At 37.3% G+C, this 20,818-nt stretch carries 23 protein-coding genes; 9 read left to right on the top strand and 14 right to left on the bottom strand.

From position 1 onward, the window contains the following. The first annotated feature begins 7 nt into the window (after positions 1-7). A complete protein-coding gene (locus FGU46_RS09050) occupies positions 8-949 on the top strand; it encodes a flavodoxin domain-containing protein (protein ID WP_286474333.1) in 942 nt (313 codons plus the stop codon). 18 nt (positions 950-967) lie between these two features. Next, complete coding sequence (locus FGU46_RS09045; protein ID WP_286474329.1) at positions 968-1,648, top strand: DUF4332 domain-containing protein; 681 nt, start codon at positions 968-970, stop codon at positions 1,646-1,648. A gap of 127 nt (positions 1,649-1,775) precedes the next feature. Here the strand turns inward: FGU46_RS09045 and FGU46_RS09040 are convergent, their stop codons facing one another. From FGU46_RS09040 to FGU46_RS09015, 6 genes are all read right to left on the bottom strand, one after another. Further along, positions 1,776-2,075 (bottom strand): OapC/ArvC family zinc-ribbon domain-containing protein, encoded by a 300-nt coding sequence (locus tag FGU46_RS09040; protein ID WP_286474327.1) that lies wholly within the window; start codon positions 2,073-2,075, stop codon positions 1,776-1,778. Then, a complete protein-coding gene (locus FGU46_RS09035) occupies positions 2,059-2,439 on the bottom strand; it encodes a DUF2073 domain-containing protein (RefSeq protein WP_286474323.1) in 381 nt (126 codons plus the stop codon). Before FGU46_RS09035 ends, FGU46_RS09040 begins: the two co-directional genes overlap by 17 nt. A 10-nt stretch (positions 2,440-2,449) precedes the next feature. Further along, positions 2,450-3,082, bottom strand: a complete 633-nt coding sequence (locus FGU46_RS09030; RefSeq protein WP_286474321.1) for an Era-like GTP-binding protein — start codon at positions 3,080-3,082, stop codon at positions 2,450-2,452. Positions 3,083-3,098: 16 nt separating this feature from the next. Beyond that, positions 3,099-3,797: a metal-dependent hydrolase gene (locus FGU46_RS09025; protein WP_286474318.1), complete on the bottom strand. Its 699-nt coding sequence runs from the start codon at positions 3,795-3,797 to the stop codon at positions 3,099-3,101. Next, on the bottom strand, positions 3,794-4,921 hold the full coding sequence (locus FGU46_RS09020; protein WP_353619891.1) for a hypothetical protein: 1,128 nt from the start codon (positions 4,919-4,921) through the stop codon (positions 3,794-3,796). The genes FGU46_RS09025 and FGU46_RS09020 overlap by 4 nt, the downstream gene beginning before the upstream one ends. A 67-nt stretch (positions 4,922-4,988) precedes the next feature. Beyond that, positions 4,989-6,134 (bottom strand): UDP-N-acetylglucosamine--N-acetylmuramyl-(pentapeptide) pyrophosphoryl-undecaprenol N-acetylglucosamine transferase, encoded by a 1,146-nt coding sequence (locus FGU46_RS09015; RefSeq protein WP_286474315.1) that lies wholly within the window; start codon positions 6,132-6,134, stop codon positions 4,989-4,991. 317 nt (positions 6,135-6,451) lie between these two features. Here FGU46_RS09015 and FGU46_RS09010 point away from each other — a divergent pair, with 317 nt between their 5' ends. The 5 genes from FGU46_RS09010 to FGU46_RS08990 all read left to right on the top strand — a co-directional run bounded on the left by FGU46_RS09010 (position 6,452) and on the right by FGU46_RS08990 (position 9,334). Then, a complete protein-coding gene (locus tag FGU46_RS09010; RefSeq protein ID WP_286474312.1) occupies positions 6,452-6,631 on the top strand; it encodes a class III signal peptide-containing protein in 180 nt (59 codons plus the stop codon). A gap of 108 nt (positions 6,632-6,739) precedes the next feature. Next, on the top strand, positions 6,740-6,919 hold the full coding sequence (locus FGU46_RS09005; protein WP_286478442.1) for a class III signal peptide-containing protein: 180 nt from the start codon (positions 6,740-6,742) through the stop codon (positions 6,917-6,919). A gap of 96 nt (positions 6,920-7,015) precedes the next feature. After that, a complete protein-coding gene (locus tag FGU46_RS09000) occupies positions 7,016-7,201 on the top strand; it encodes a class III signal peptide-containing protein (RefSeq protein WP_353619890.1) in 186 nt (61 codons plus the stop codon). Positions 7,202-7,371: 170 nt separating this feature from the next. Beyond that, positions 7,372-8,319: a glycosyltransferase gene (locus FGU46_RS08995; RefSeq protein ID WP_286474306.1), complete on the top strand. Its 948-nt coding sequence runs from the start codon at positions 7,372-7,374 to the stop codon at positions 8,317-8,319. A gap of 19 nt (positions 8,320-8,338) precedes the next feature. After that, complete coding sequence (locus FGU46_RS08990) at positions 8,339-9,334, top strand: glycosyltransferase family 2 protein (RefSeq protein ID WP_286474304.1); 996 nt, start codon at positions 8,339-8,341, stop codon at positions 9,332-9,334. A 3-nt stretch (positions 9,335-9,337) separates the two neighbouring features. Here the strand turns inward: FGU46_RS08990 and FGU46_RS08985 are convergent, their stop codons facing one another. The 4 genes from FGU46_RS08985 to FGU46_RS08970 form a co-directional block, all read right to left on the bottom strand. After that, complete coding sequence (locus tag FGU46_RS08985; RefSeq protein WP_286474301.1) at positions 9,338-10,066, bottom strand: glycosyltransferase family 2 protein; 729 nt, start codon at positions 10,064-10,066, stop codon at positions 9,338-9,340. Positions 10,067-10,237: 171 nt separating this feature from the next. After that, positions 10,238-11,236, bottom strand: coding sequence for a glycosyltransferase family 2 protein (locus FGU46_RS08980; RefSeq protein WP_286474298.1), 999 nt, complete (start codon positions 11,234-11,236; stop codon positions 10,238-10,240). Between the two features lie 32 nt (positions 11,237-11,268). Then, on the bottom strand, positions 11,269-12,369 hold the full coding sequence (locus FGU46_RS08975; protein ID WP_286474296.1) for a glycosyltransferase family 4 protein: 1,101 nt from the start codon (positions 12,367-12,369) through the stop codon (positions 11,269-11,271). 69 nt (positions 12,370-12,438) lie between these two features. Further along, positions 12,439-13,782 carry a lipopolysaccharide biosynthesis protein gene (locus FGU46_RS08970; protein WP_286474293.1) on the bottom strand — a complete coding sequence of 448 codons (1,344 nt, stop codon included), beginning with the start codon at positions 13,780-13,782 and terminating at the stop codon, positions 12,439-12,441. 162 nt (positions 13,783-13,944) lie between these two features. Between FGU46_RS08970 and FGU46_RS08965 the strand changes: the two genes are divergently transcribed. Together FGU46_RS08965 and FGU46_RS08960 are read left to right on the top strand one after the other, a co-directional pair. Continuing rightward, positions 13,945-14,715 (top strand): class I SAM-dependent methyltransferase, encoded by a 771-nt coding sequence (locus FGU46_RS08965; protein WP_286474291.1) that lies wholly within the window; start codon positions 13,945-13,947, stop codon positions 14,713-14,715. A gap of 249 nt (positions 14,716-14,964) precedes the next feature. Next, on the top strand, positions 14,965-16,002 hold the full coding sequence (locus tag FGU46_RS08960; protein ID WP_286474288.1) for a glycosyltransferase family 4 protein: 1,038 nt from the start codon (positions 14,965-14,967) through the stop codon (positions 16,000-16,002). A 14-nt stretch (positions 16,003-16,016) separates the two neighbouring features. On the opposite strand, the gene FGU46_RS08955 is transcribed toward FGU46_RS08960, so the two are convergent. Genes FGU46_RS08955 through yjjX form a run of 4 tightly spaced genes read right to left on the bottom strand, consistent with a single transcriptional unit; the run spans position 16,017 to position 20,591 of the window. Then, positions 16,017-17,165 carry a glycosyltransferase family protein gene (locus FGU46_RS08955; RefSeq protein ID WP_286474286.1) on the bottom strand — a complete coding sequence of 383 codons (1,149 nt, stop codon included), beginning with the start codon at positions 17,163-17,165 and terminating at the stop codon, positions 16,017-16,019. A gap of 21 nt (positions 17,166-17,186) precedes the next feature. Further along, positions 17,187-18,374, bottom strand: a complete 1,188-nt coding sequence (locus tag FGU46_RS08950) for a glycosyltransferase (RefSeq protein ID WP_286474283.1) — start codon at positions 18,372-18,374, stop codon at positions 17,187-17,189. Further along, on the bottom strand, positions 18,367-20,049 hold the full coding sequence (locus FGU46_RS08945; RefSeq protein ID WP_286474282.1) for a glycosyltransferase family 39 protein: 1,683 nt from the start codon (positions 20,047-20,049) through the stop codon (positions 18,367-18,369). The genes FGU46_RS08950 and FGU46_RS08945 overlap by 8 nt, the downstream gene beginning before the upstream one ends. Before the next feature lie 8 nt (positions 20,050-20,057). Then, positions 20,058-20,591 carry an inosine/xanthosine triphosphatase gene (gene yjjX, locus FGU46_RS08940; RefSeq protein ID WP_353619889.1) on the bottom strand — a complete coding sequence of 178 codons (534 nt, stop codon included), beginning with the start codon at positions 20,589-20,591 and terminating at the stop codon, positions 20,058-20,060. Between the last annotated feature and the right edge of the window lie 227 nt (positions 20,592-20,818).

Genomic DNA, 20,818 nt, shown 5'->3' with positions numbered 1-20,818 from the left:
GAGTCGAATGCTGAAAACGCTGATAATATATGAATCTAAATATGGAACCACCCGTAAGGTGGCCAAATATTTATCACTGGTTTTGGGGCCGGCACGATACTGTACCACCAGCCAATTCCAGCCGGAATATGAGGACTTTGACCTGGTAATTGTGGGGTCACCCATCTACAGTGGGAAGATCCTGCCACCGGTATCCCGATTCCTGGAAGACCAAGCAGAGTGGTTGGAAGGTAAGTTAGTTGCCCTGTTCTCTACCAGCATAAGTCCTGAAGATGGCTATGAAAAATTGGTGGATATGGAGAAGATCCTCGGGAAAGACGTCCCCAAGAAGGCCCTGGGCGGTACCTTAAAACTGGATAGTTTGGACTCGGATGATCAGAGGGATCTGGAGCTTTTTAGTGAGATGGTGGGATTCCCCCTGGAGGATATGGACCTTTTCAACCTGGAAGAGGTCTTAGAATACGCCCTGGAACTAAAAAATATTCGGGATAATCTCCTGCCAGCCATGCCCACCGCAGAGCTGCAAGAAGCTGTGGAAAGGTTTCTAAAAAGCCACAACACCTGCACCCTCTCCACCTCCTTCCAGGAACGGGTGAGGTCCACCCCCATCGAGTACACCTACCACCAGGGACATCTCTATCTGTTGAGTGAAGGTGGGGAAAAATTTGCCAACCTCCTCCGGAATAACCAGGTATCGGTGGCGGTGTATGAGGATTACACCACCATGAACAACCTGGCCGGGATGCAAATCAGTGGTGAAGCTTCTCTAGTTGAAACTGAGGATGAATATCAGGATATAATATCCATGAAGGGGTTAAACGTGAATATGATTCGAAATCTGCCCTTCAACATGAATATCATAAAAATAAAAGTCAACAGAATAGAATTTTTGTACTCTGAATTCGCCCGAAAAGGCTATGGGACTAAACAGATTCTTAACTTCCAATAGGGGCCAGGAGCAGTTTATATGAATGAAGATTACTATTTAGACTTCCAGAGGTACCCCCTAGAAACTTGGAAAGGGGAGTTGAAAGAATCAAAACTCCTCCCCAGCCGGCAGATATTAAAAGAAGACCTGGAAGCTAGGTTTAAGGTTCTAAAAGAGCAAGGGATTTCTAACCTGCAGGAACTGATGGATGCTTTGAAAACACCTGGAAAGGCCCGTGATTTTGCTTCCCAAACCGGACTGCCAGAGGATTACCTTCTAGTTTTGAGGAGGGAAGTTATGAGTCTGAAACCCGGGCCAGTTAATCTTTCCAAATTCCCGGGGGTTAATGCGGGCGCCATTAAAAAATTGGAGGAAGCGGGGATAAAAACCACCCTACACCTTTTCAGGAGGGTGAAAACTCCCCAAAATAGGGAAGAACTGGCGGATGAGTTGGGAGTGCCTCGGGAGGATATCCTGGAACTTACCCAGCTGACTGATCTGTCCCGGGTTAAATGGGTGGGGCCGGTCTTTGCCCGGATAATTTTAGATTCTGGAACCAATACTGTGGAAAAATTGTCCAAAGCTAAAAGCGGCCCGTTGTATGGAAGATTATTGGATATAAACCAAGAAAAGGGATACACCAAGGCCCGTTTTGTGGAAAGCGACCTGAGTTTGTGTATCGAATTTGCTAAAAAAGTCCCTATAATCATCGAGTATTAATAACTAGTTCTGTTATTTACCCCAGTGCCCTGCAGATAGGACCCCACCACGCCGATATAGTGATTCAGTCATCCTCTGATAGGGAGGGATGGCTTTATGACTGGCGAGGTAAAAAAAATAATTGTAATTAGATCCTTTTTTTCTCCTTCATCCTCTTTTTAAAAAGGAAGTTAAGGTCAATGACGTACTTCCCCTCCTCATCAGAGACGATGATGGAGTCATCATCCAGGAGGCTGGGCAGGTCCACCTCGTATACTCCATGTTCATGGACCATGATGGTCTCAATGGAATCTCCCCTGGCTTCTCTTATTTTAGGGGCCTTTCCCTCCTGGTGGTATTCAAAGAACTTACTACCACACTGCGGACAACCCTCCAGGAGCTTATCCGAAGTTTGGTACTCGGCCTGGCACTTAATGCACCGGTGCATCGGCACCACCCAGCTGGGCGATCATGGACAGGAAGTTGGATTTCCTTTTAACGGTTTTCATGACATTGGCCGGGCCAATGATGGTTATGCCCACGGTTTTACGCTTGGACAGGCCGAAGAATGTGCTCTGGTCCTTCTCCAGGGTGTAGATATCGATGCCCAGGAAGTTCTCCACATCGATCTCCCGCATGGTGGTTTCGATGAGTTCGGCTTCCTCGCTGGGGGTGAGGCCTCCCTCCATAACCAGGAGATCGCCATTTTTCACCTTATCCACGATCATGGCAATTTTTTCCATGCTGGAACGGTTTTTGAGAGCATCGGATGAGAGGAAATCCATCTTGATACTGTTGTTAGTTTCATCCATTGTAATCCTCCTAGAAATGGTTAACCATGGTCTGGTAGAGGTCTTCCACATTCTCTCCCTGCAATGCGGAGATGGGTACCACCCTGTGCTGGGGGAAAACCGCCTTGATCCTCTCGGTGGAGGCCTCGGGAAGGTCTATTTTGTTGGCCACTATGAGGAAGGGTATCTTACGGGCTTCCAGGTTGCCCATGATGGTGATGTTGGCCTGGGTCAGGGGGTCCTGGGTGGCGTCCACCACTAAAAGCACACCGGTAACATCATCCAACCATTTTATGGCTTCAATTATTCCCTTAGTCGCCTCTTTAGCCCTTTCTTTGGCTTCTTCCTCTGATAGGCCGAATTCCAGAAAGTCTTTATAGTCGATCTTGGTGGCGATCCCGGGGGTGTCGATGATGTCGAAGTCCAGTTCTAGACCATCCTGTTTGAGGGTTACGTGTTCCTGACGGTACACCCGGCGGGTTTCGTGTGGAACCTCTGACACTATTCCCAGGGGCTGGCCGATCCAGTCCGTGGTCATCCGGTTAGCCAGGGTAGTTTTCCCGGAGTTGGGATGTCCATAAAATCCGATTTTAAGTTTTTTATTTTTTCCAATGAGTTTGTAGAATACATCGCGAAAGTAGTTTCGCCTGAAAATCTTGAACATAACATTAACCACATAATCACTCCTGGTAAGTCTCACCCGGCTCTAAAACCACTACCGTTGCTCCGGTGGAGGATTCCACATCCTCTTTGAACCCCTGGGGGTCCTGTTCTATCACCGGGAAGGTGTTGTAGTGCATGGGTATTACCACATCTACATCCAGCCACCCGACGGCTATTTCAGCCTCCCGGGGGCCCATGGTGAAACGATCCCCAATGGGCAAAAAGGCCAGGTGGGGTCGGTAAATATCTCTAATCACTGTATTCATGTCTCCAAAGATTCCGGTATCTCCCGAGTGATAAATCCTTCTTCCATCTTCCAGTTCCAGTATATAGCCACAGGAGCTTCCTCCCGGTTGGCACATTCCCTCCAAGAAGTCCAGGTCCGAGGAGTGGTTGGAGTTGACCATGGTTATCCGGACGCCACTGGCCTCCACGGTACCACCCATGTTCATGCCCAGCGCCTCGATCCCCTGACATCCCAGGTATTTGGATAGTTCATGGATGCAGATCACCAGGGAACCATCCCTGCGGGCCAGTTCCAGGGTGTCCCCGAAGTGGTCCTGGTGTCCGTGGGTGACGCAGATCACATCGGCCCGTACCTCCTCTAAACTACAGGGACAGGAGGGATTCTCAGTTATAAATGGGTCAATAAGGATGTGCAGATCCTCACTGGTAACTATTTCAAAAGCAGAATGACCCAGCCAGGTTATTCTCATCCTTTAATCTCCAGATCCATCTCCTGGGAGAGGTTCCAGGCATCCTCGAACATGTGTTCTATTTCCTGGATAGATTTCTGGTCCCGGTACACCACACCCACCTCATAACTCTCGTAGATGGGGTCCGTGGAGATTATCAGTCCATTTTTATCATCAGCCACCACCGCTACGGTGTGCACGTGGGGCATGGTCCTGATCTGGACGTCGTTTTCTAAAAGGAGTTTTATAAGTTCCACAGATGCATCATCGTCCAGGCTGGCTTCCTGGATGATCATACGACTCTGGGTATCCATGAACTTCTTCAGGACCGACACGTCGATGTTACGCACCCAGGGATACATCATCAGGATCTTCTCCTCGGCCTGGGATATGGTCTCCTTAAGGGCTCCCTGTACGTCCTGGGCCTCGAAGGACCAGATTATACTGGGATCGGTGGTCTCGGTTTTAAGACGGTTCAAGGTCCCCTTAAAGGAGTCCAGTCGCTCATCAACCAGGGTTTCGATGTCCTGGGCATTCAGGATGTAATCATCTTTAAGTCTTTCCAACCGGTTTTTTACGTAAGCATCATCTTTAACCTCAGAATTAAGCGCTCCCTTACCTGGGGGTTTTATTGGCATTCTCCTGACTTTCTCCTTTTCTTCCCTAACCTTGGGTGGGGTTTCAATCTTTTCTACCTTGACCTTTTTAACCGGTTCTGGAGTAGTCTCTTTGGGTTGGGGGGTGATCTTCTTAGATTCTTCCCCTTCTTTGGTTTCTACTGGAGGCTGGGTAGTGCCCGTCTGATCTTTGGGAGCAGGACGGGGCCGGATGGGAGGCACTTTCCTCTTAACGGGTTTAGGAGAAGATTTCTCTTTCTCCGGAGTCTCTTTTTCAGGAGTTTTTGAAACTGCTAAACCCTTTAATGCTTTGGTTCTAGTGTTTTTAGGGCTTGATTCTTTTTTAGTTGAGATCAGAGCCGCAGAGCGGCCTGTGGAGCCTGCAAATAGGATTATTATAATCATACCCAACACCGTCATGATCAGTCCTAAGAAGAATGCTAACGGACTGGGTGGAGTTAAGAACCCAAGGTACATTAAGTAGAATCCAGCGATTACCAGTAACAACCCGAAAATGGTGACTATCATATTTATCATCATAAGCCTCCTACTGTTATTATGATAAGGGGTTATTTATAAATTAATAGGATTATCCTTACCCCTGGGCACAGCACCTTATAATATTGACGGCCTCCTCGGTTCCCTGGTACTCTAGAAATTTCTTTTTAGTAGTTGAAGCACCAAGTCGTAAATCATCACTCTCCAACAGATTATTTATATCCTCGGCCAGTTTACTCGGGGTAAGATCCTTCATATCCCTGATCCGGGATATTCCATAACTCTGCATGTTTAAAGCATTCTTCATCTGCTCGGGATGATTTTCAATGGGAACCATCAGATTGGGTACCCCCAGAGAAGCCAGTTCCATGGAGGTGGTGTGCCCGGCCAGACTCACCACCAGATCCGAGAGCTTCATCCAGCTTAACATGTCCCTCAGGAACCTCTTAACCAGGACCTTAGATGGGAAAAACTGGGAACTGACATCGATGTGGGGGCCGGTTACCAAGATGATGCGGTGACTTCTGATTCGATCCGCAGCATCAGCCATTAACTTTAGAAGTTTAGCCCCGAAGTGACTGCCACCCACCGTAGCCAGCACCACTCTCTGGGACGGGTCCAGATTATTGTTTCGTCTAAGTTCATCCCGGCTGGGCATGGTGTTTGGATCCTTTTTTAAAAGAGGGCCGGTGTAGGTTATTTTTTCTTTGATCTTTGGAGGTATTTCCTGGGATCCGGGTATATCCGGGACTATGATGGCCTGGGATAGTTTTGCAGAGTCCTGGATGAACCTTTCCAGGCCACTTTCCAGGTACTCCATCTTCCGATCCTGGGGGTAGATTTCTTTAAAGTTGAACTTTAACTCGTTGCTGATGAGTACACAGGGCACTCCCAGGACTTTACAGGTGATGGGCACCGAGTAGTGGGAATCAGCGATGACCACCTCCGGCTGGAAGTCCTTTATGATTTTGGACTCGTGGTATATACTTTTTAAAAAGGTGAAGGGGGCGTCCATGGATTTGCGGGCGGTGTGCTTCAGGTCCAGTTCCCCGGCACTGCCGTAGAACTTGATCTCTGGAAGCTCCACAGCCGGGTAACTGGTGAATTCCTTTAGAAACTGGTATCCCTCCCCGTAGCTGGCAAATAAAACTTCAGATCCGTCACCTTCCATTTTCTGGGCCACAGCCAGGGACCGGGAGACGTGTCCCATTCCAATTCCACAGGGGATGAAGAGGGCCTTCATGTTATTAAACTACATCGCTTGTTATTAATAAGTTTAAAAATTTGGAAAATGTGGAGTATTTTAGAATAGAATTATGCGTGAAGGTGAATGATCTACGGTATGACTTTTTAATCAGCCCAGTATGTAACAAAATACATCCCAAAAGTAAAAATAATAGTTCATTAATAAAAGTATGTAATACTAGCAAGATGGGGGTTGATACCAGGATACGGTTTCAATTCACAAAAATGATCCAGACTACGAAACATTTATATAATAGTAGTCCCAAAAAACAATATTGACATTCATAGAATAAACTATGCACGGAGGAGAAAAATATGGAGTTCTTAAAAGATGAAGGTGGACAAGGAGCAGCTGAATACATCCTACTGTTCGGTGGAGTAATCGTTATAGCCATTGCAGCTCTCTACATATACTACACCTACATGCGAGGCACCACCCAGTTAAACGCTGCTGAAGACGTTGAAACTGTAAGAGCAAGCGCCAAAATAGGATAAAGAAACTATAAATAAGAAGTTGCGTCTTAATAAGACGCTATTCTTCTTTTTTAGGAAGTTAATTCTCTGATTTAATATTTATAATTTATAATTATCGGGTTGGTGAAAATGGATTTTTTTACAGATGAAGGTGGACAAGGAGCAGCTGAATACATCCTACTGTTCGGTGGAGTAATCGTTATAGCCATTGCAGCTCTCTACATATACTACACCTACATGAAAGGCACTCTTGCATTTGAAATCAGTGAAGATATAGATAGTGTAAGAGCAAGCGCCAAAATAGGATAACCCAACTAAAAAGAATGCACATCTTGTGCATATTCTTCTTTTAATGGGATGAATTCTACTATAATTATATAATAAAAAGAATAAATAAATATTAATATGAAAAACTACATCTATCTAGATGAAAAAGGGCAAATTAGTGCGGAAATGATTCTTTTAATTGGTGCCCTGCTTATCATTGTAATCGTAGCTGGTGGTTACATCTTCGGGATCACCAAGTCCGTTGGCGGTAACATTACTGAAGTTATAGACACTGCCCGAGATAATACAATTGGAAGGATGTAATCCTGATTATTGAATATCGAATCTTTTTTTCTATTCAATAATAGTACATAACTTTTTCTATCATTACTTTAAGAGATTATCACACCCTCTAATCCCTGAAAAGCAATTTCGAATATTCTAAAATCTATTTTATATAAATATATAAGGAATTGCTGTTAAAATAATAAACCATGGAAGTTTCTGTAATCATTCCCATGTACAATGAAGAGGAAAATGTTCTCCTCACTTTACAGGAAGTGAAGAATGTGATGGGACAGTATAGTCCCTACCAAATTATTGCTGTGGATGATGGTAGTTCTGATAACACCCTTAACCTGCTGAACCAGTATGCATCAGAAAATCCAGAAGTGGAAGTTTTAAAGCATCCCCTAAACATGGGGATGGGAAAAGCCCTAATTACAGGTTTTGAAAAAGCCTCTGGTAAGGTAATAATTACTTTAGACGCCGATCTAAGTTATGATCCCAATTATATTCCTTTAATGGTTTGGAAATTGCATGAAGAAAATGCAGACATTGTAATTGGTTCCCAGTATATGGATGGGGGTAAAACAGAAGACATACCTTTTATTAGACTCTTTGTGAGTAAAATGGCCAACCGAATTGTTGGTTACTCCATGAATGAGAACATTAGCACCGTCACTGGTATCTTAAGAGCTTATAAAAAGGAAGTTCTGGATTCTATCGAAATAGAATCTCGTGGTACTGCCATAAATCCCGAGATACTTTCTAAAGCCATTGCCCTGGGATTTAAGATCATAGAAGTCCCTGTGACTCTTAAAGGTAGGGAATTAGGAGAATCAAAAGTACAATTCCGATCTACTACGATATCACACCTGCTTTTAACCTTCTACGAAAGGCCCATGATTCTATTCGGATTTGTGGGACTATTTTTATGCTTAATTGGGATAATATCCGCAATTTATCTCTTCTACTTGTACTTAATTGGACAGTTGGACCCCAATCGACCCCTGATGATATTCATGGTGTTAACTCTACTTTCAGGGATACAAATACTCATTTTTGGCTTCATGGCGACACAGATCAGTCTCTTGAAAAGAGAGATCTACATCGTGCAGAAGGAGAATAAGTTAATGAGGAAAAGATTTGAAGATGAATAATCCTTGATTAGGTGTTCTGATGAATTATCCTCACGTTTCGATTATAATTATAAACTGGAACGGTTGGAAAGACACCATAGAATGCCTGGAATCAGTTTATCAAATTGAATACCCTACTTTTGATGTAATTGTCGTAGATAACAATTCTCTTGATGATTCATTGGATCAAATTAGGGCATACAGTTCAGGCGAATTAAAGTTTGATTCTGATTTTTTTGATTATAATGCAGAAAATAAACCGCTCCATGTCACCGAATATATGGAAGGTGAAACTCCCTCGGATATTAAGAATCTGGATTTGATTATTTTAAAAAATAAACGAAATTACGGTTTTCCAAGGGGAAATAACGTGGGAATTAAGTTTGCTCTAGAAAATCTTGACCCTGACTTCATACTACTACTTAATAACGACACTATAGTACACCCTTATTTCTTAACTGAACTTGTTCAAGAAGGTCATTTAAATGAACTTGTAGGTATTTTAGGACCTAAAATTTATTACTATGATAAAAAGGATGTGATCTGGAGTGCAGGGTGCAGAATTTCATGGAAACTGGCTAGAGGTATCCAGATTGGAAGTGGCGAACTGGATCATGGACAGTACGACGAAAAAAAAGAGGTGGAATATGTCAGTGGATCGGCCTTTCTAATTAAAAGTGAAGTAATAAAAGAGATTGGATTGATGGATGATAAGTATTTTTTATATTTTGAAGAATCAGACTGGACTTTAAGGGCAAATAATGCTGGTTTTAAAAGTCTTTACGTCCCGAGGGCTAAAATTTGGCACAAAATTTCCAAATCGGGGGGTGGGATTTCTCAACCTCTTGGGCTCTACTATATAACCCGTAACCGTTGGGTATTTATGAAAAAGTGGGCTAAAAAGAGTGATTACATCTTTTTTGTAATTTATCAAGTTTTAGGTGCCCTAATACTTCCAATACTCCTGAGTATTGCATATAAAAACAAAAAATTATTTTTGGCTTATTACCGGGGCCTTAAGGATGGCATAAAATAGATATTATTTTAATCTATCAATATCAAGCCAATAGTAAGTTTTTTGATATAGTATCTGTAAATCTAAAGGTAAAACTGTATTCCAAATCCCTGTAGTAGTGTATATCCACTTGTAATGAGCTTTATGTTTTTTTATGAGTTTTTTTAAAGTCGAATAGTATCCGTCTGGAGTAAAGGAATACCCTGGAGAAGCATGATAACCACCCATAGGGATTACAAAAACATCATAACCTAAATTTTTAACAGTTAAACAGTAATCAGTCGCATATAAATGCCAGTTACCGCATGTTATTTCATCGAATTTTTTATCTTTAAATATTTTTTTGGGGATAATGAAAAGACATTCATCCAATGTCTGAACCTTCTGGGGTTCTTTAATTTGTATTTTTCCAGCAAATTTAGGTGGAAATCCAGTTTTAATATTAGATATAAAATCTCTACCATACCTTCCGGCGACCCCTGCAACACCTAAATGATCAAGATTTTTAAGAATTTCTTCAGCTTCTTCTAACCATATATCTGAATCCAGCTGAAAGTCCTGATGTGCAAACATTAAATACTGTCCAGTGGCTTTCTTCCCACCATAGTTCAGAGCTTCTGCAGCAGAATTGAATTTTTCAGAATGGTTGTCTATTAAAATCAATTCATATTCCTGACTTTGCGTAATTAAACTCTTCAATAGATATGTTTCAAGAATATCTTTATTATTATAAACGCAGACTAATGAAATCATTAAATACTCCTGATCAACGTTGAGGAGACGACCCGATATTTTTCATGTACCCAACCGCCAAATATAATACAAGATGTGATATCTTCCCTAATTTTATTTTTTCTGCTTAAATTTAGTGATTTAATCAAGATAATAATCAACATCCAATTTCAATTGAGTATTTGTAATAATTCAGTTTTTGTAAAGATGTTTAATGGTATGGATATAATTTAATTTTTCCGAATTAGTAATATTCCTCAATATAGGAATGTGACTCAGTATCATTTCTCTTATGAGTATTAAAGTGAACTGTATCTTTTGATTAATAGTTCCATATTCCTTTACAGTAAATGCCATATTATTTAAACTCAGTTTTTTGAAATAAAGCATCTTATCGTTATCTTTCTTTATACTCCGTTCACCTTTGTGGTATACCACAGATTTTGGCACGTAGATGGCTTTCCAAGATTTCTTATGTGCTCTCCAGGATAATTCCGCATCTTCATAGGAAATGATATAGTCTTCTTTAAATAAACCAACAGATTGAAGCATTTCACTTTTGTAAAGAGCAGCAGCCCCTTTAGCACCGATTATTTCTCTTTGATGATCATATTGATTTTTATCAACTTTTTTATAACCTCTGTCAATTATTCTTCCCCAATTAATAATATGACCTGTAGAATCGATAATTTTGTGATTATCATCCCTCAATATTTTTGGAGCGTAAATTCCCACTCGTTCTTGGTTTTTTGCTGCTTCCATTAATTCTTTTAAAAAGTTTCTATCTACAGTTGTATCATTATTCAAAAGTAAGATATATTCAGGATTTAATGCCATAAAAGTAAATCTAATCCCAATATTATTTCCTTTAGCATATCCATAATTTTTAGCATTTTTTAAAAGAATTAGTTCTTTATTGATATTTTTTTCTTTTTTATTAATTGAAATATGATTAAAATCTTTCTCTTCTAATTCAAACAATTTAATATCAGCGGTCCAGCCCGCTAATCTATGTTGAGTTTTATTGGAACAATATTCGTTTATTTTTTCGATAGAATCATCATCAGAACCATTATCAACTAGAACAACATGATAATTTTCATAATTGATTTTATATAGAGATTCTAAACATTCTAAAGTATCTTCCCATCCATTCCAGTTTAGGATAATAATTCCAACATTAGGGCCCATTCTTCACCTTCTGATGTTATTCAAATAGATCCTTAATTAGAGCATGATGATTTTAAAACATGTTTATATGCTTTTAATGTCATATCAGCAGCTTTATTCCAGGTAAAATGATGTAAAATTCTATTTTTCAATTTATTACTTTTAGGAGATTTCCAGGCTTTGAATACAGCATCTTGAATGGACTTGATATTTTGAGGGTCACAAACAAATACATCAAATCCAAAGTATTCTGTGATTGGTCCATGAATACTCACAACACAATTAACACCAAAACTAGCAGCTTCTAAAGTTGATAAACCAGGACTATCACGTAAACTGGGTAGAGCATGTATCTTTGCCCTTGAATAATAGTGATGTAAATCTTCATGTGGAATTTCGTTCAAGAAATATGTGTTTCCACGTTTTTTACCTGACTTAATACATTCTTTAGCATAAAATGAATTTTTGTTCCCAATAAAAACTAATGGAATATCAGGAAAATTGAAAAGCGCTTTTATTAGATTTAATTGACCTTTCCAAGTTTCAAGTCGCCCTACCTGGAGGACATATTCGTCAGGTAACTTTAATACTTCTTTAGGAGGTCTCTGTGCCTTATAAAGATCAAAATCAGTCATTGAAGTACAGTTTGGAACTATTAATGCTTTTTTACGAAGTTCAGGCATTTTGAACTTGTAGATTAATATTTCTAATTCTGCATAAGAATTAGGCAGAATGATGTCTGCTAACTGAAGCATGGCACGAACTTTATTAAATTGTTTTTGATTGTCAAAAAAAACTTGTAATCTTGACAATATATGGGGAATATTTTTATTAACTCTTGCAGCCATCCTAACAGCGGAAGAACTAGAATAAGAGTGTAGATCTTTATAATTTAAACCATAACTAAGATCCCAATAAATTGGCGATAATGTTATGGGTAAATTGTTTTTCTTGGCATTGAGCGACTGTTTTAAACCATTTTCTGGTTCTTGTATATTAAAGATGTGTACTAAATCGTAGTTTGACAAGTCTGCTACAATGGAACTATTAATGTCAACTATTAATCCTTTTTTTTCGAGATGAAATTTAGTTTTAGTGATTTGGGTAGTATCTCCACCCCATTCGCTAAACTGTTTATTTCGACTATTTTGCATTAAAATTTTAAATTTAAACACCTTCTACATAAATTAAAAGATTTCTATTTTGTTTTTTTATATCAATATTTACGTATAAATTTTTATTTTTCGCCAAAGTAATAGTCCCATAATTAAGCTACCAACTATTTCGTTTGCAATTAAAGCAATTGCAGAACCTATTGGCCCTATTGAAGGTAATAACATGATGCTGATCCCAATCACAATTAATAACTGTATAATGTTAACCCACCAATAAACGTACACCATGTCAAAATTATAACCTATTATACCTAAAGGACAAATTAAAATTGCAATACAATATCGAACGCATAGTAGAATTCCAATAATTATACCGCCATTATATGCCTCCCCAAAAATCCATGGAGTTGTAAAAGGCACAATAAATGAGTATAGTAAACCGAAAGTTGATGCAAGTATACTAAATTTAAATGTAATTCTTAACATTTCTACACTTTCGTGTGTTTTCATTAATTCCGATGCACGGGGCCAAAGAGCAGTATTTACTGCTGCAATAAGCACCGTGAGCGGTACAGTGAAATATTTAGCAACACTGTATATTCCTACTTGATTGGGTTCTAAATAATATCCCATTAACCAAATATCTGCTTGCATCGTAATCATTACAGCTAGTGACGAAATTACCATGAAAAAAGTAAAAGAATAAATATTATAGCTTTCTGATGATTCAGAGATGTTTTTTAAGTTTGGTGCTTTCCAGAATTGTTTTAATGTTTTTATGAATGAATTCGATGGATCTATAAATGTCGACTTAGGAACTGATAAAGCGAATGAAGAAGCGTTAATTATGCTAGCTAATATATTTACACCTATCACAAGCTGTAATGACCAATTATTTAGTAATGCAATGATTAATATGCCAATGAATATCACAACCGTCTGTAAAGTTGATAATATAGCATTGGCCCGAAAACGCTTTAGAGATTGGAAGTATACATATGGTATGTGGGATATTACACTAAAAATACCAATTAATAGGCTTAATCTAAGATAGTAAGTAAGACTTTCATCATGCCAGAAATTTGTGGAAATCAAAGGGGCTAATGCATAAAATAATGTTGAAAGTATTAATATTAAAACTAATCTAAGCCTGAAAGCCCATCTTAAGACTCCAAAAAAACCCACCTTATCATCACGTGTTGCTGCTTTAGAAGCGAATCTAATTGTAGTTTGCCCTATACCCAAATCAGATAATCCAATTATTAATGTAGAAAAACTAATAACAAGTGCAAATATTCCCATACCAGAAGGACCTAACCCCCGGGCAATAAGTGATGTTGTTAATAATCCCACTACAATAGCTACAATTTGGGGGATACTTGAAATAATCACATCCCCTATTGCTTTACTAAATGGTTTTATCGCATTTTTATACGAGTTTACTAATTTCATGATTGGAGTCATTTAGTGCCTTTTCTTATACTTAATAGATTTTAACTCAAAAATACATATGTTGTCATATAATTAGTATTTACGATAGTATTAGTGAAAGTGGTATAATTATAGGTTCATTTGAAATCCTATTTCAGATGTTGTAAATATGGTGGATTAATTATGAGAAATAGGGAATCCAAAAAACTAAAAGAATTTTACGAAAAGAATTATGAACGGGATTCTGACTTATTTGAAATACCCCATACTAATGACTTTATGTATGCCCAAGTTATCAATCAAATCCTCCCTTATTTACATCCGGGTATTAAGATTCTTGATTTAGGGTGTAATACAGGTATTTTAAGTTTCTATATGGCAAAAAAAGGGTGTGAAGTATTGGGTGTTGATCTTGCAAGCAATGCTATAGAATCTGCAAAAATTAATAAGCGACACCACAAGATTGAAAATGTTCAATTTGAGTCTATTGACTTTATTTTGGATTGGAAAAAGGAAAAAGAATTTGATCTAATCCTTTGTAACCAAGTTATTGAACACATCCCACGCGATGATCTTTTTTTAAACAAAATATTTCTTTCTCTAAAAGAAAAAGGAGATTTAATATTGTTCACTCCCACATCTTATTCTTCTTTAGCAATTCTTTCTAAAAAATTAACTGGGAAGTGTTATCATGATGAAGAGGTAGGTCACTTGCGCCGATATAATAGAAAAGGGATTCAAGATTTAATTAAAGGCATAGGATTTGAAATAAACAAAGTAGTCTTCTTAGACAGTGCATTAAGAGACTGGTTTATAATTTACAAACCATTAAGAAGGTTTAATACAATATTTTCACTCCCTATTGTTCGTAATGTTTTTAATGCTATTGATACCATATTAGCAAAATTATTCTTATTTCCAGCAACTATATGCATTCATGCTCATAAGAAATGATTATAGTTCTATTTTATTTTGATATAAACGGAAATAAAAACATTTTATGCATCTCAAACATTATTTTTTATTATATCTTCTGTTTTTTGATTTAACCATCATTTATCATATCAATTTATAAAAATTAATCTATTCTAATTAAATGAAATCAGAAGATTAGGAAAGAATTAATACAACTTGATATCATCCATTAATTACCCATATATTAATTTAAACCAGTAAATAGCATATTAAAGGAAAATTGGTAATATGGATATTTTAATGTTTACGCCACTATTTCATCCCCATATTGGTGGGGTAGAAAAACATTTAAAAAGAATATCTGAAGAATTAATTAAAAAAGGACACAATATCACAATAATCACTCAAAAAAATGATAATAAATTGTTAGACTATGAGAAAATCGGGAAAATTGAAGTATACAGATTTCAAAAGATGAAGAATTTCAGAATTTGGATCTGGATTTACAAACACAGAAAATTAATAAAAAAATCAGATATTATACATTTCCATGATTATGGAACATTTATTTATTGGTTTTTGCCATTTAGATTTTTGTACCCTCTAAAAAAACTATTTATAACTTTTCATGGATATGAAGGAATATTACCCATACCAAAAGTTGTAAAAGTATGGAGAAAAATTTCTGAATATTTAACTGAAGGTAATATCTGTATCGGTACATTTATCCCTAGATGGTATGGCACTAAAACAGATTTCGTATCCTTTGGGGGAGTTGACGAACCTATAAACCATATTAATTTTGAAAATGGATCTGCAGTTTATATAGGCAGATTAGAAAGTGATACGGGCATTACTGAATATATCAAAGCCCTAAAAATCCTTAAAAAAAAGAATATAAATCTAAAATTGGATATTTGTGGTGACGGTTCTTTGAGACATGAAATTACAGCTTATATAATTCAGAATGACCTTAACGTTAAAATTCACGGCTATGTAAATGACATTAATCCATACTTAATTAAATGCAGTTTCGCATTTCTTTCAGGATATCTATCCATTTTGGAAGCTATGATTAATAAAAAATTAGTCTTCAGCATTTATTCTGATGAATTAAGAAGAGATTATTTAAGATCAATACCAAACTCTGATGAGATAATGATCATCACAGATTCATCAAATGAATTAGCAAATGAATTATTAAGCTACTATAGAAATCCTGATAAAAGAAAGGAGAAGGTTGAAAAAGCTTATGAATTCGCTAGGGAACAATCCTGGAAAAACTTAGCAGATATCTACTTAAAATTATGGACTTTGAAGAGATGATCTAGTAATTAAAATCATTCCCAGATATTCTTAAATCTTTCAGACAATCTATCAAAATTAAATTTTTCTCTACCTTTTAAAAGATTCTGCTGTTGTTTAACATAGCGCTTATTCGAAGGATTTTTTATAATTTTTATAATAATATCTTTCATTTCTTCGTAACTGTCACATAAATAACCTATATCACCCATTTTATCAAAATAATATTGAAGATAAGGATTTCTAAAGGCAATTATTGGTTTCAAATAAGAAAACGCATCAAATAGAGTGGCGCTAGCTCTTAGTTTACTATATTGCTCCCCATAAACAAAAACAACATAATCAACTTCTTTAACATAATTACCATATTCTTCCTGACTTAAAGGAACATATGGTGATGGGACAAAGACCGATTTTGGAAACTTTTCAGCAGACTTATCAGTTAAGTGACCTATAACAAGAAATTCAGCATTTTTTATTTCTTTAATTTGATTTATATCTTCTGATAATTTAAAAAAAAGATTAATACCTTTCATAACATGTATTACACCTAAATAACCGAATTTAATTTTTTGATTAAAGGAAAATCCACTTATTTGATGAGATTTATAAAAATAGGGATGATCTATCGAATAGACATATCCTGCGAGTTTTGGTAGTTCTTTAATAAGATTTTTCTCTATAGGTGAACCCAAAACCAAGTAAAGTAATCTTTTTGAATTAAAAAATTGTAACCATATCTTTATCCAAAAAATTATTCTTGTAGGTACTAAAGGCATTGCTGATATTGAGTTTAGATCTCCATGAAGAACTGAAATAACATCAACATCTTTAAAAAATCTGGTTAAAATTTTAATAGAAATAAGTGTAGAGCTTCTTACAGAAGTAAATATAATTTTGAAAGATTTTAATTTTTTAGACAAAGTAAAAATGTTATTAATAATATTGAATTCCAAATTGAATCTGAAAAAATCGGATTGAGTTCTTTTTGGAATTTTTATTTCCTTATAATCAATATTTACAAAATTATCTTCAAGAAACTTTCTAACATATTTGATATGCTCCTTTTCTGCTAAGAATAATATCATTTCATCATTGAAAGCATTTTTTACAACATTAATGAAAGCAGAATTGAATTCTACATGCTCTAGTCCGACACATTGCGGTTCAACAATTATAATCATTTTATCCTCACGAAATCTATCTTAAATATTGTGATAGAAAAAAAAATAATTTTCTGCTATTTTTTTCCAATTAAACTCGTTTGTGATTATTATAAAACCGTTAGAAGTGATTTTATTTCTTTTATTCACATTTTTAATCAGTTCGATAATTTTCTTTGCTAGAAAAGAGTGATCCTTTTCTGGAATGAGAATCCCTGTTCTATTATTTTTGATAATATCAGGAATTCCGCCAACATTTGATCCAATAACCGGCACCCCGCAAGCCATGGCCTCCAATAATACCACACCAAGACCTTCAGTATTTCCCTGAGAATCAATTACAGAAGGTAGGACAAAAAGATCAGAGGAGTTGTATAAATTTAAAAGTTCAACATCAGAAACATTTTTTAATATCTCTATCTTATCCTCTAAATCCAAATCATAAAGCAAACTCTTAAGTTTCTCTTCTAGTGGCCCAGAACCCACAATTTTCAACTTTACATCGTCTCTTTCATTCACTATCTCCTTCATAGCTTTAATTAGATATTCATGTCCCTTTCTCTCAATCAAATAGCCTACAGACAATATCTGAAAAATATCTTCATCTTTGGGAACATCCATTGGCCTGAAAAAGTCCGTGTCCACCCCAAAGGGTATGATCTCTAATTTATCTTCATCCAGCCCTGCATCTACACAAGCATTCCTGGTAGCAGAGCTGTTGGTAACAGTCTTACTGGAATTATTCACCAGCCATCTTAAAGCAAATTGCATATGATAACGTTTGGCTAGATAAACCTCCTCCCCATGTATAGTGTTGATGTAAGGAACCCCATAAAGTTTCTTTAAAAACAAAGCACCCAAACCATTGGGGATAGGCCACTGCACATGGACCATGTCCACATCCCTAAATTTTAGCAGAGAATACCAAACATTGAAAATTAGAAAAGTGAAAACCTGAAACTTTACAAACCATCCTTCCTTTACGTTATCGATCATCCCGGCCCGTCCTGCTAACTTTTCAAACCTTTTGGGGTAAAAATAGTGGAATTTTTCTATCTGAACTTCATCCATAGAATATTTAGATTTTCCACCTGTATGTGGTGCTATGACGCATACTTCATGTGCTTTTTTAGCTATCTCCCTCATGAGTCGATGCACGAATATGCCGTGAGGATCATCCTCATATTCAGGGTAGGCAGAAGTAATTACTCCTATCTTGATTTTAACCACCTTTTCTTTTGAAAACGGTGAAAGTACGATACTGATGAACGGGTTCATAAGATGTAAATGTCATATTCCCCCATGTACCCCAATAAGATATATAATAATCTGGTTGTACTCTTTCCAGCTCCTGATCGAACGCAGCATTGTCTTCCATGGTGAAGTTGAAATCTTCGGGACCCACATACATAGACTGGTTATTTTTAAAGATAGGCATCTTTCCTACGTTCATCTGGAGATACCAACCAAAACCGTACCACAAGTCAGCGTAGATTACTTTGGATTTGTATTGAGGGTCGTAATCCATAAGCCAATGACTTACTTCGTAAATATCTTGATTTACGTATTTGTTATTCATATTAGCAGTTTTTATGGCTTCAAAATGGTTAATAGTTGAAAACAGCATCAAAATCGATAAAATTACCACAATTAGATACAATGTCAAGTTTTTCCCTTTGAAATTGACCCTTAACTGACTGGCTCCCCATGAAAAAGCACGCGTCAAGAAATAAGCTATCGGTACAATCATTGTAACAAAATAACGATGATCTTTCGTTACATATACGCTTTGGAAGATAAAAAAGGCCATAAACCATGAGAAAAAAAGCAAATCCATCTGACAATTTTTAATTCCTAAATCCTTCAGTATGGTATATATCAAGTAAATTAACCCAAAGAATATCAATTCTGACCCAAAATAGTGTATTTTTCCAAACGTAACCATAAATAAAATTATTAAGACACCAAATAACACCAATTTTGCCATATTTAATTTATTTAGCTTGATATTCAAAGAGCTCTTGCCACTCCTGATTTCCCTCCATTTTCTAAACCAGTAAACTGCAAATCCCAGTAGGGCCAATAATAGGACCATCAATGCCTGAACCCCTAAATAGGCATGCATATTCTTCAAGTAGTATAATGGATCGGGATGATAAGCAAAGTGCTCTGTTGATCCTGCCGCAGAGCTAGAGGTACGGAAAAAATCCATGAAACTATATAAAGGATTTCCAAATTTTATTCCCAGATATATAAGGAAAGGAAGAACAATGAGTAACGATAAACCCATTCCGATAAGAATATCCCTCCTACTTTTAATTTTATCCCAATTAATGAAAATGTAAAGGAAAATGGGAAATATAATGAGTGCCATGTTATACCTGGTTAAAAAGGCCAACATTGCCACCGGGAATGATAAATAGAACCACTTAGAATTTTTCTCCACCGCTAAATAGGTTAAGTAAATGGCCCAAATTGCAACCCCTACACTAGAAACATCATTAAAACCGGCTCCTACTAAGGTAAGGACCATTGGAAAAGTAGCAAAGAGTAAAGTACCCACCAAGCTAACTAAAGGACTAAAGCGTTCATTGAAAAAAAGGTAAAGTCCAACACATCCGGCTATGTATAGAAGACCATCTACAATGAATAGGGGTGTAACGGATAGATCGCCGAAGAAGAAGAAAATTGCGGTTAAAAACGAAATGAATGGTGGTCGGTTAAGATCCGTGTAGTTTATACTTTTCCCTGCAAATTCAGCAGCATTGGCCAGATAATCAAAGGTGTCCATGATAGCGCCAATGTCCATCTGGATTTGAATCTTAAAATAGGTGATTAAACTCACTATAACTATTAAAAGAGCTAAAAAAACCCATTTAGGCTTATTATTAAAAGAATATTTCAACAATTATATCACCTGTCAACAAAGTAAACCCCCAAATTCATCCTGGGGATCATGGCCATCAGAACACATTGCTCTGTGTTCTCAGTCCTGTTCAGCAGTCCTTTGGTTAAAATACTAACCGCACCTGTCTTCTGGCCCAGCTTCTCCACCCCGGTGACCCGGTCCATCACATCACCTACTTCATTCCCTTTTAGGACTTCCTCCACCACGGCAGGAGGATATTCAAAGCCAGCGCTCACCCCTAAGGTTATCCGTTCCCCATCGTAGATTGCACACCACTGCAGATCCAGATAACCGGTGATACTGTGGGGTGTCTCCAGAAATCCGGATTCAATACCCACCGAGAGATTAACATCCATAAATGCATTCCTGGCCCGGTTCATCGCCCCCTGGATGGTTTCGTCCAAGCCGATGGGCTGTTCACTTACCCCGGAGTCTACCTCAATTCCATCTACATCCACATTAGAATAGATTTGCTCCATAACATTACGGGTGGCCCTTACTTTCAGGGGGTTGTGGGTTCCTACCTTGACCTTTATCATTTATACTCCTCTGGTTTATCCATACTTATGCTTTCTAATGGCTTGCTATCTCCCTACAAGGGAAGGACTTAATAATGACGATAAATTTGTAATGTTTAGGACTAATAGAGTCTTTTTCATTCTAAGATAAGTATCTTATCCAATAGAACTTTCAACAGCAAAACCTAATCGTTTTATTGGATCCTATCTTCTGATTCTTAGGTTATTGCAGTATCCTTAATCAAGAG

The organism is Methanobacterium sp. CWC-01 (assembly GCF_030323845.1).
GTDB classification, from domain to species: Archaea; Methanobacteriota; Methanobacteria; order Methanobacteriales; family Methanobacteriaceae; genus Methanobacterium; species Methanobacterium aridiramus.
Note: the sequence above shows the minus strand (reverse complement) of the source record. Positions and strands in the feature narration are given on the sequence as shown.

Coding starts and splice junctions, on each gene's coding strand:
- FGU46_RS08965 (WP_286474291.1), top strand. CDS start 13,945: ATGAGAAATAGGGAATCCAAAAAACTAAAAGAATTTTACGAAAAGAAT.
- FGU46_RS09035 (WP_286474323.1), bottom strand. CDS start 2,439: ATGGATGAAACTAACAACAGTATCAAGATGGATTTCCTCTCATCCGAT.
- FGU46_RS08970 (WP_286474293.1), bottom strand. CDS start 13,782: ATGAAATTAGTAAACTCGTATAAAAATGCGATAAAACCATTTAGTAAA.
- FGU46_RS08990 (WP_286474304.1), top strand. CDS start 8,339: ATGAATTATCCTCACGTTTCGATTATAATTATAAACTGGAACGGTTGG.
- FGU46_RS08985 (WP_286474301.1), bottom strand. CDS start 10,066: ATGATTTCATTAGTCTGCGTTTATAATAATAAAGATATTCTTGAAACA.
- FGU46_RS09020 (WP_353619891.1), bottom strand. CDS start 4,921: ATGATAGTCACCATTTTCGGGTTGTTACTGGTAATCGCTGGATTCTAC.
- FGU46_RS08980 (WP_286474298.1), bottom strand. CDS start 11,236: ATGGGCCCTAATGTTGGAATTATTATCCTAAACTGGAATGGATGGGAA.
- FGU46_RS09015 (WP_286474315.1), bottom strand. CDS start 6,134: ATGAAGGCCCTCTTCATCCCCTGTGGAATTGGAATGGGACACGTCTCC.
- FGU46_RS09045 (WP_286474329.1), top strand. CDS start 968: ATGAATGAAGATTACTATTTAGACTTCCAGAGGTACCCCCTAGAAACT.
- FGU46_RS08960 (WP_286474288.1), top strand. CDS start 14,965: ATGGATATTTTAATGTTTACGCCACTATTTCATCCCCATATTGGTGGG.
- FGU46_RS09000 (WP_353619890.1), top strand. CDS start 7,016: ATGAAAAACTACATCTATCTAGATGAAAAAGGGCAAATTAGTGCGGAA.
- FGU46_RS09010 (WP_286474312.1), top strand. CDS start 6,452: ATGGAGTTCTTAAAAGATGAAGGTGGACAAGGAGCAGCTGAATACATC.
- FGU46_RS09030 (WP_286474321.1), bottom strand. CDS start 3,082: ATGTTCAAGATTTTCAGGCGAAACTACTTTCGCGATGTATTCTACAAA.
- FGU46_RS08995 (WP_286474306.1), top strand. CDS start 7,372: ATGGAAGTTTCTGTAATCATTCCCATGTACAATGAAGAGGAAAATGTT.
- FGU46_RS09050 (WP_286474333.1), top strand. CDS start 8: ATGCTGAAAACGCTGATAATATATGAATCTAAATATGGAACCACCCGT.
- FGU46_RS09005 (WP_286478442.1), top strand. CDS start 6,740: ATGGATTTTTTTACAGATGAAGGTGGACAAGGAGCAGCTGAATACATC.
- FGU46_RS09025 (WP_286474318.1), bottom strand. CDS start 3,797: ATGAGAATAACCTGGCTGGGTCATTCTGCTTTTGAAATAGTTACCAGT.
- yjjX (WP_353619889.1), bottom strand. CDS start 20,591: ATGATAAAGGTCAAGGTAGGAACCCACAACCCCCTGAAAGTAAGGGCC.
- FGU46_RS08975 (WP_286474296.1), bottom strand. CDS start 12,369: ATGCAAAATAGTCGAAATAAACAGTTTAGCGAATGGGGTGGAGATACT.
- FGU46_RS08955 (WP_286474286.1), bottom strand. CDS start 17,165: ATGATTATAATTGTTGAACCGCAATGTGTCGGACTAGAGCATGTAGAA.
- FGU46_RS09040 (WP_286474327.1), bottom strand. CDS start 2,075: ATGCACCGGTGCATTAAGTGCCAGGCCGAGTACCAAACTTCGGATAAG.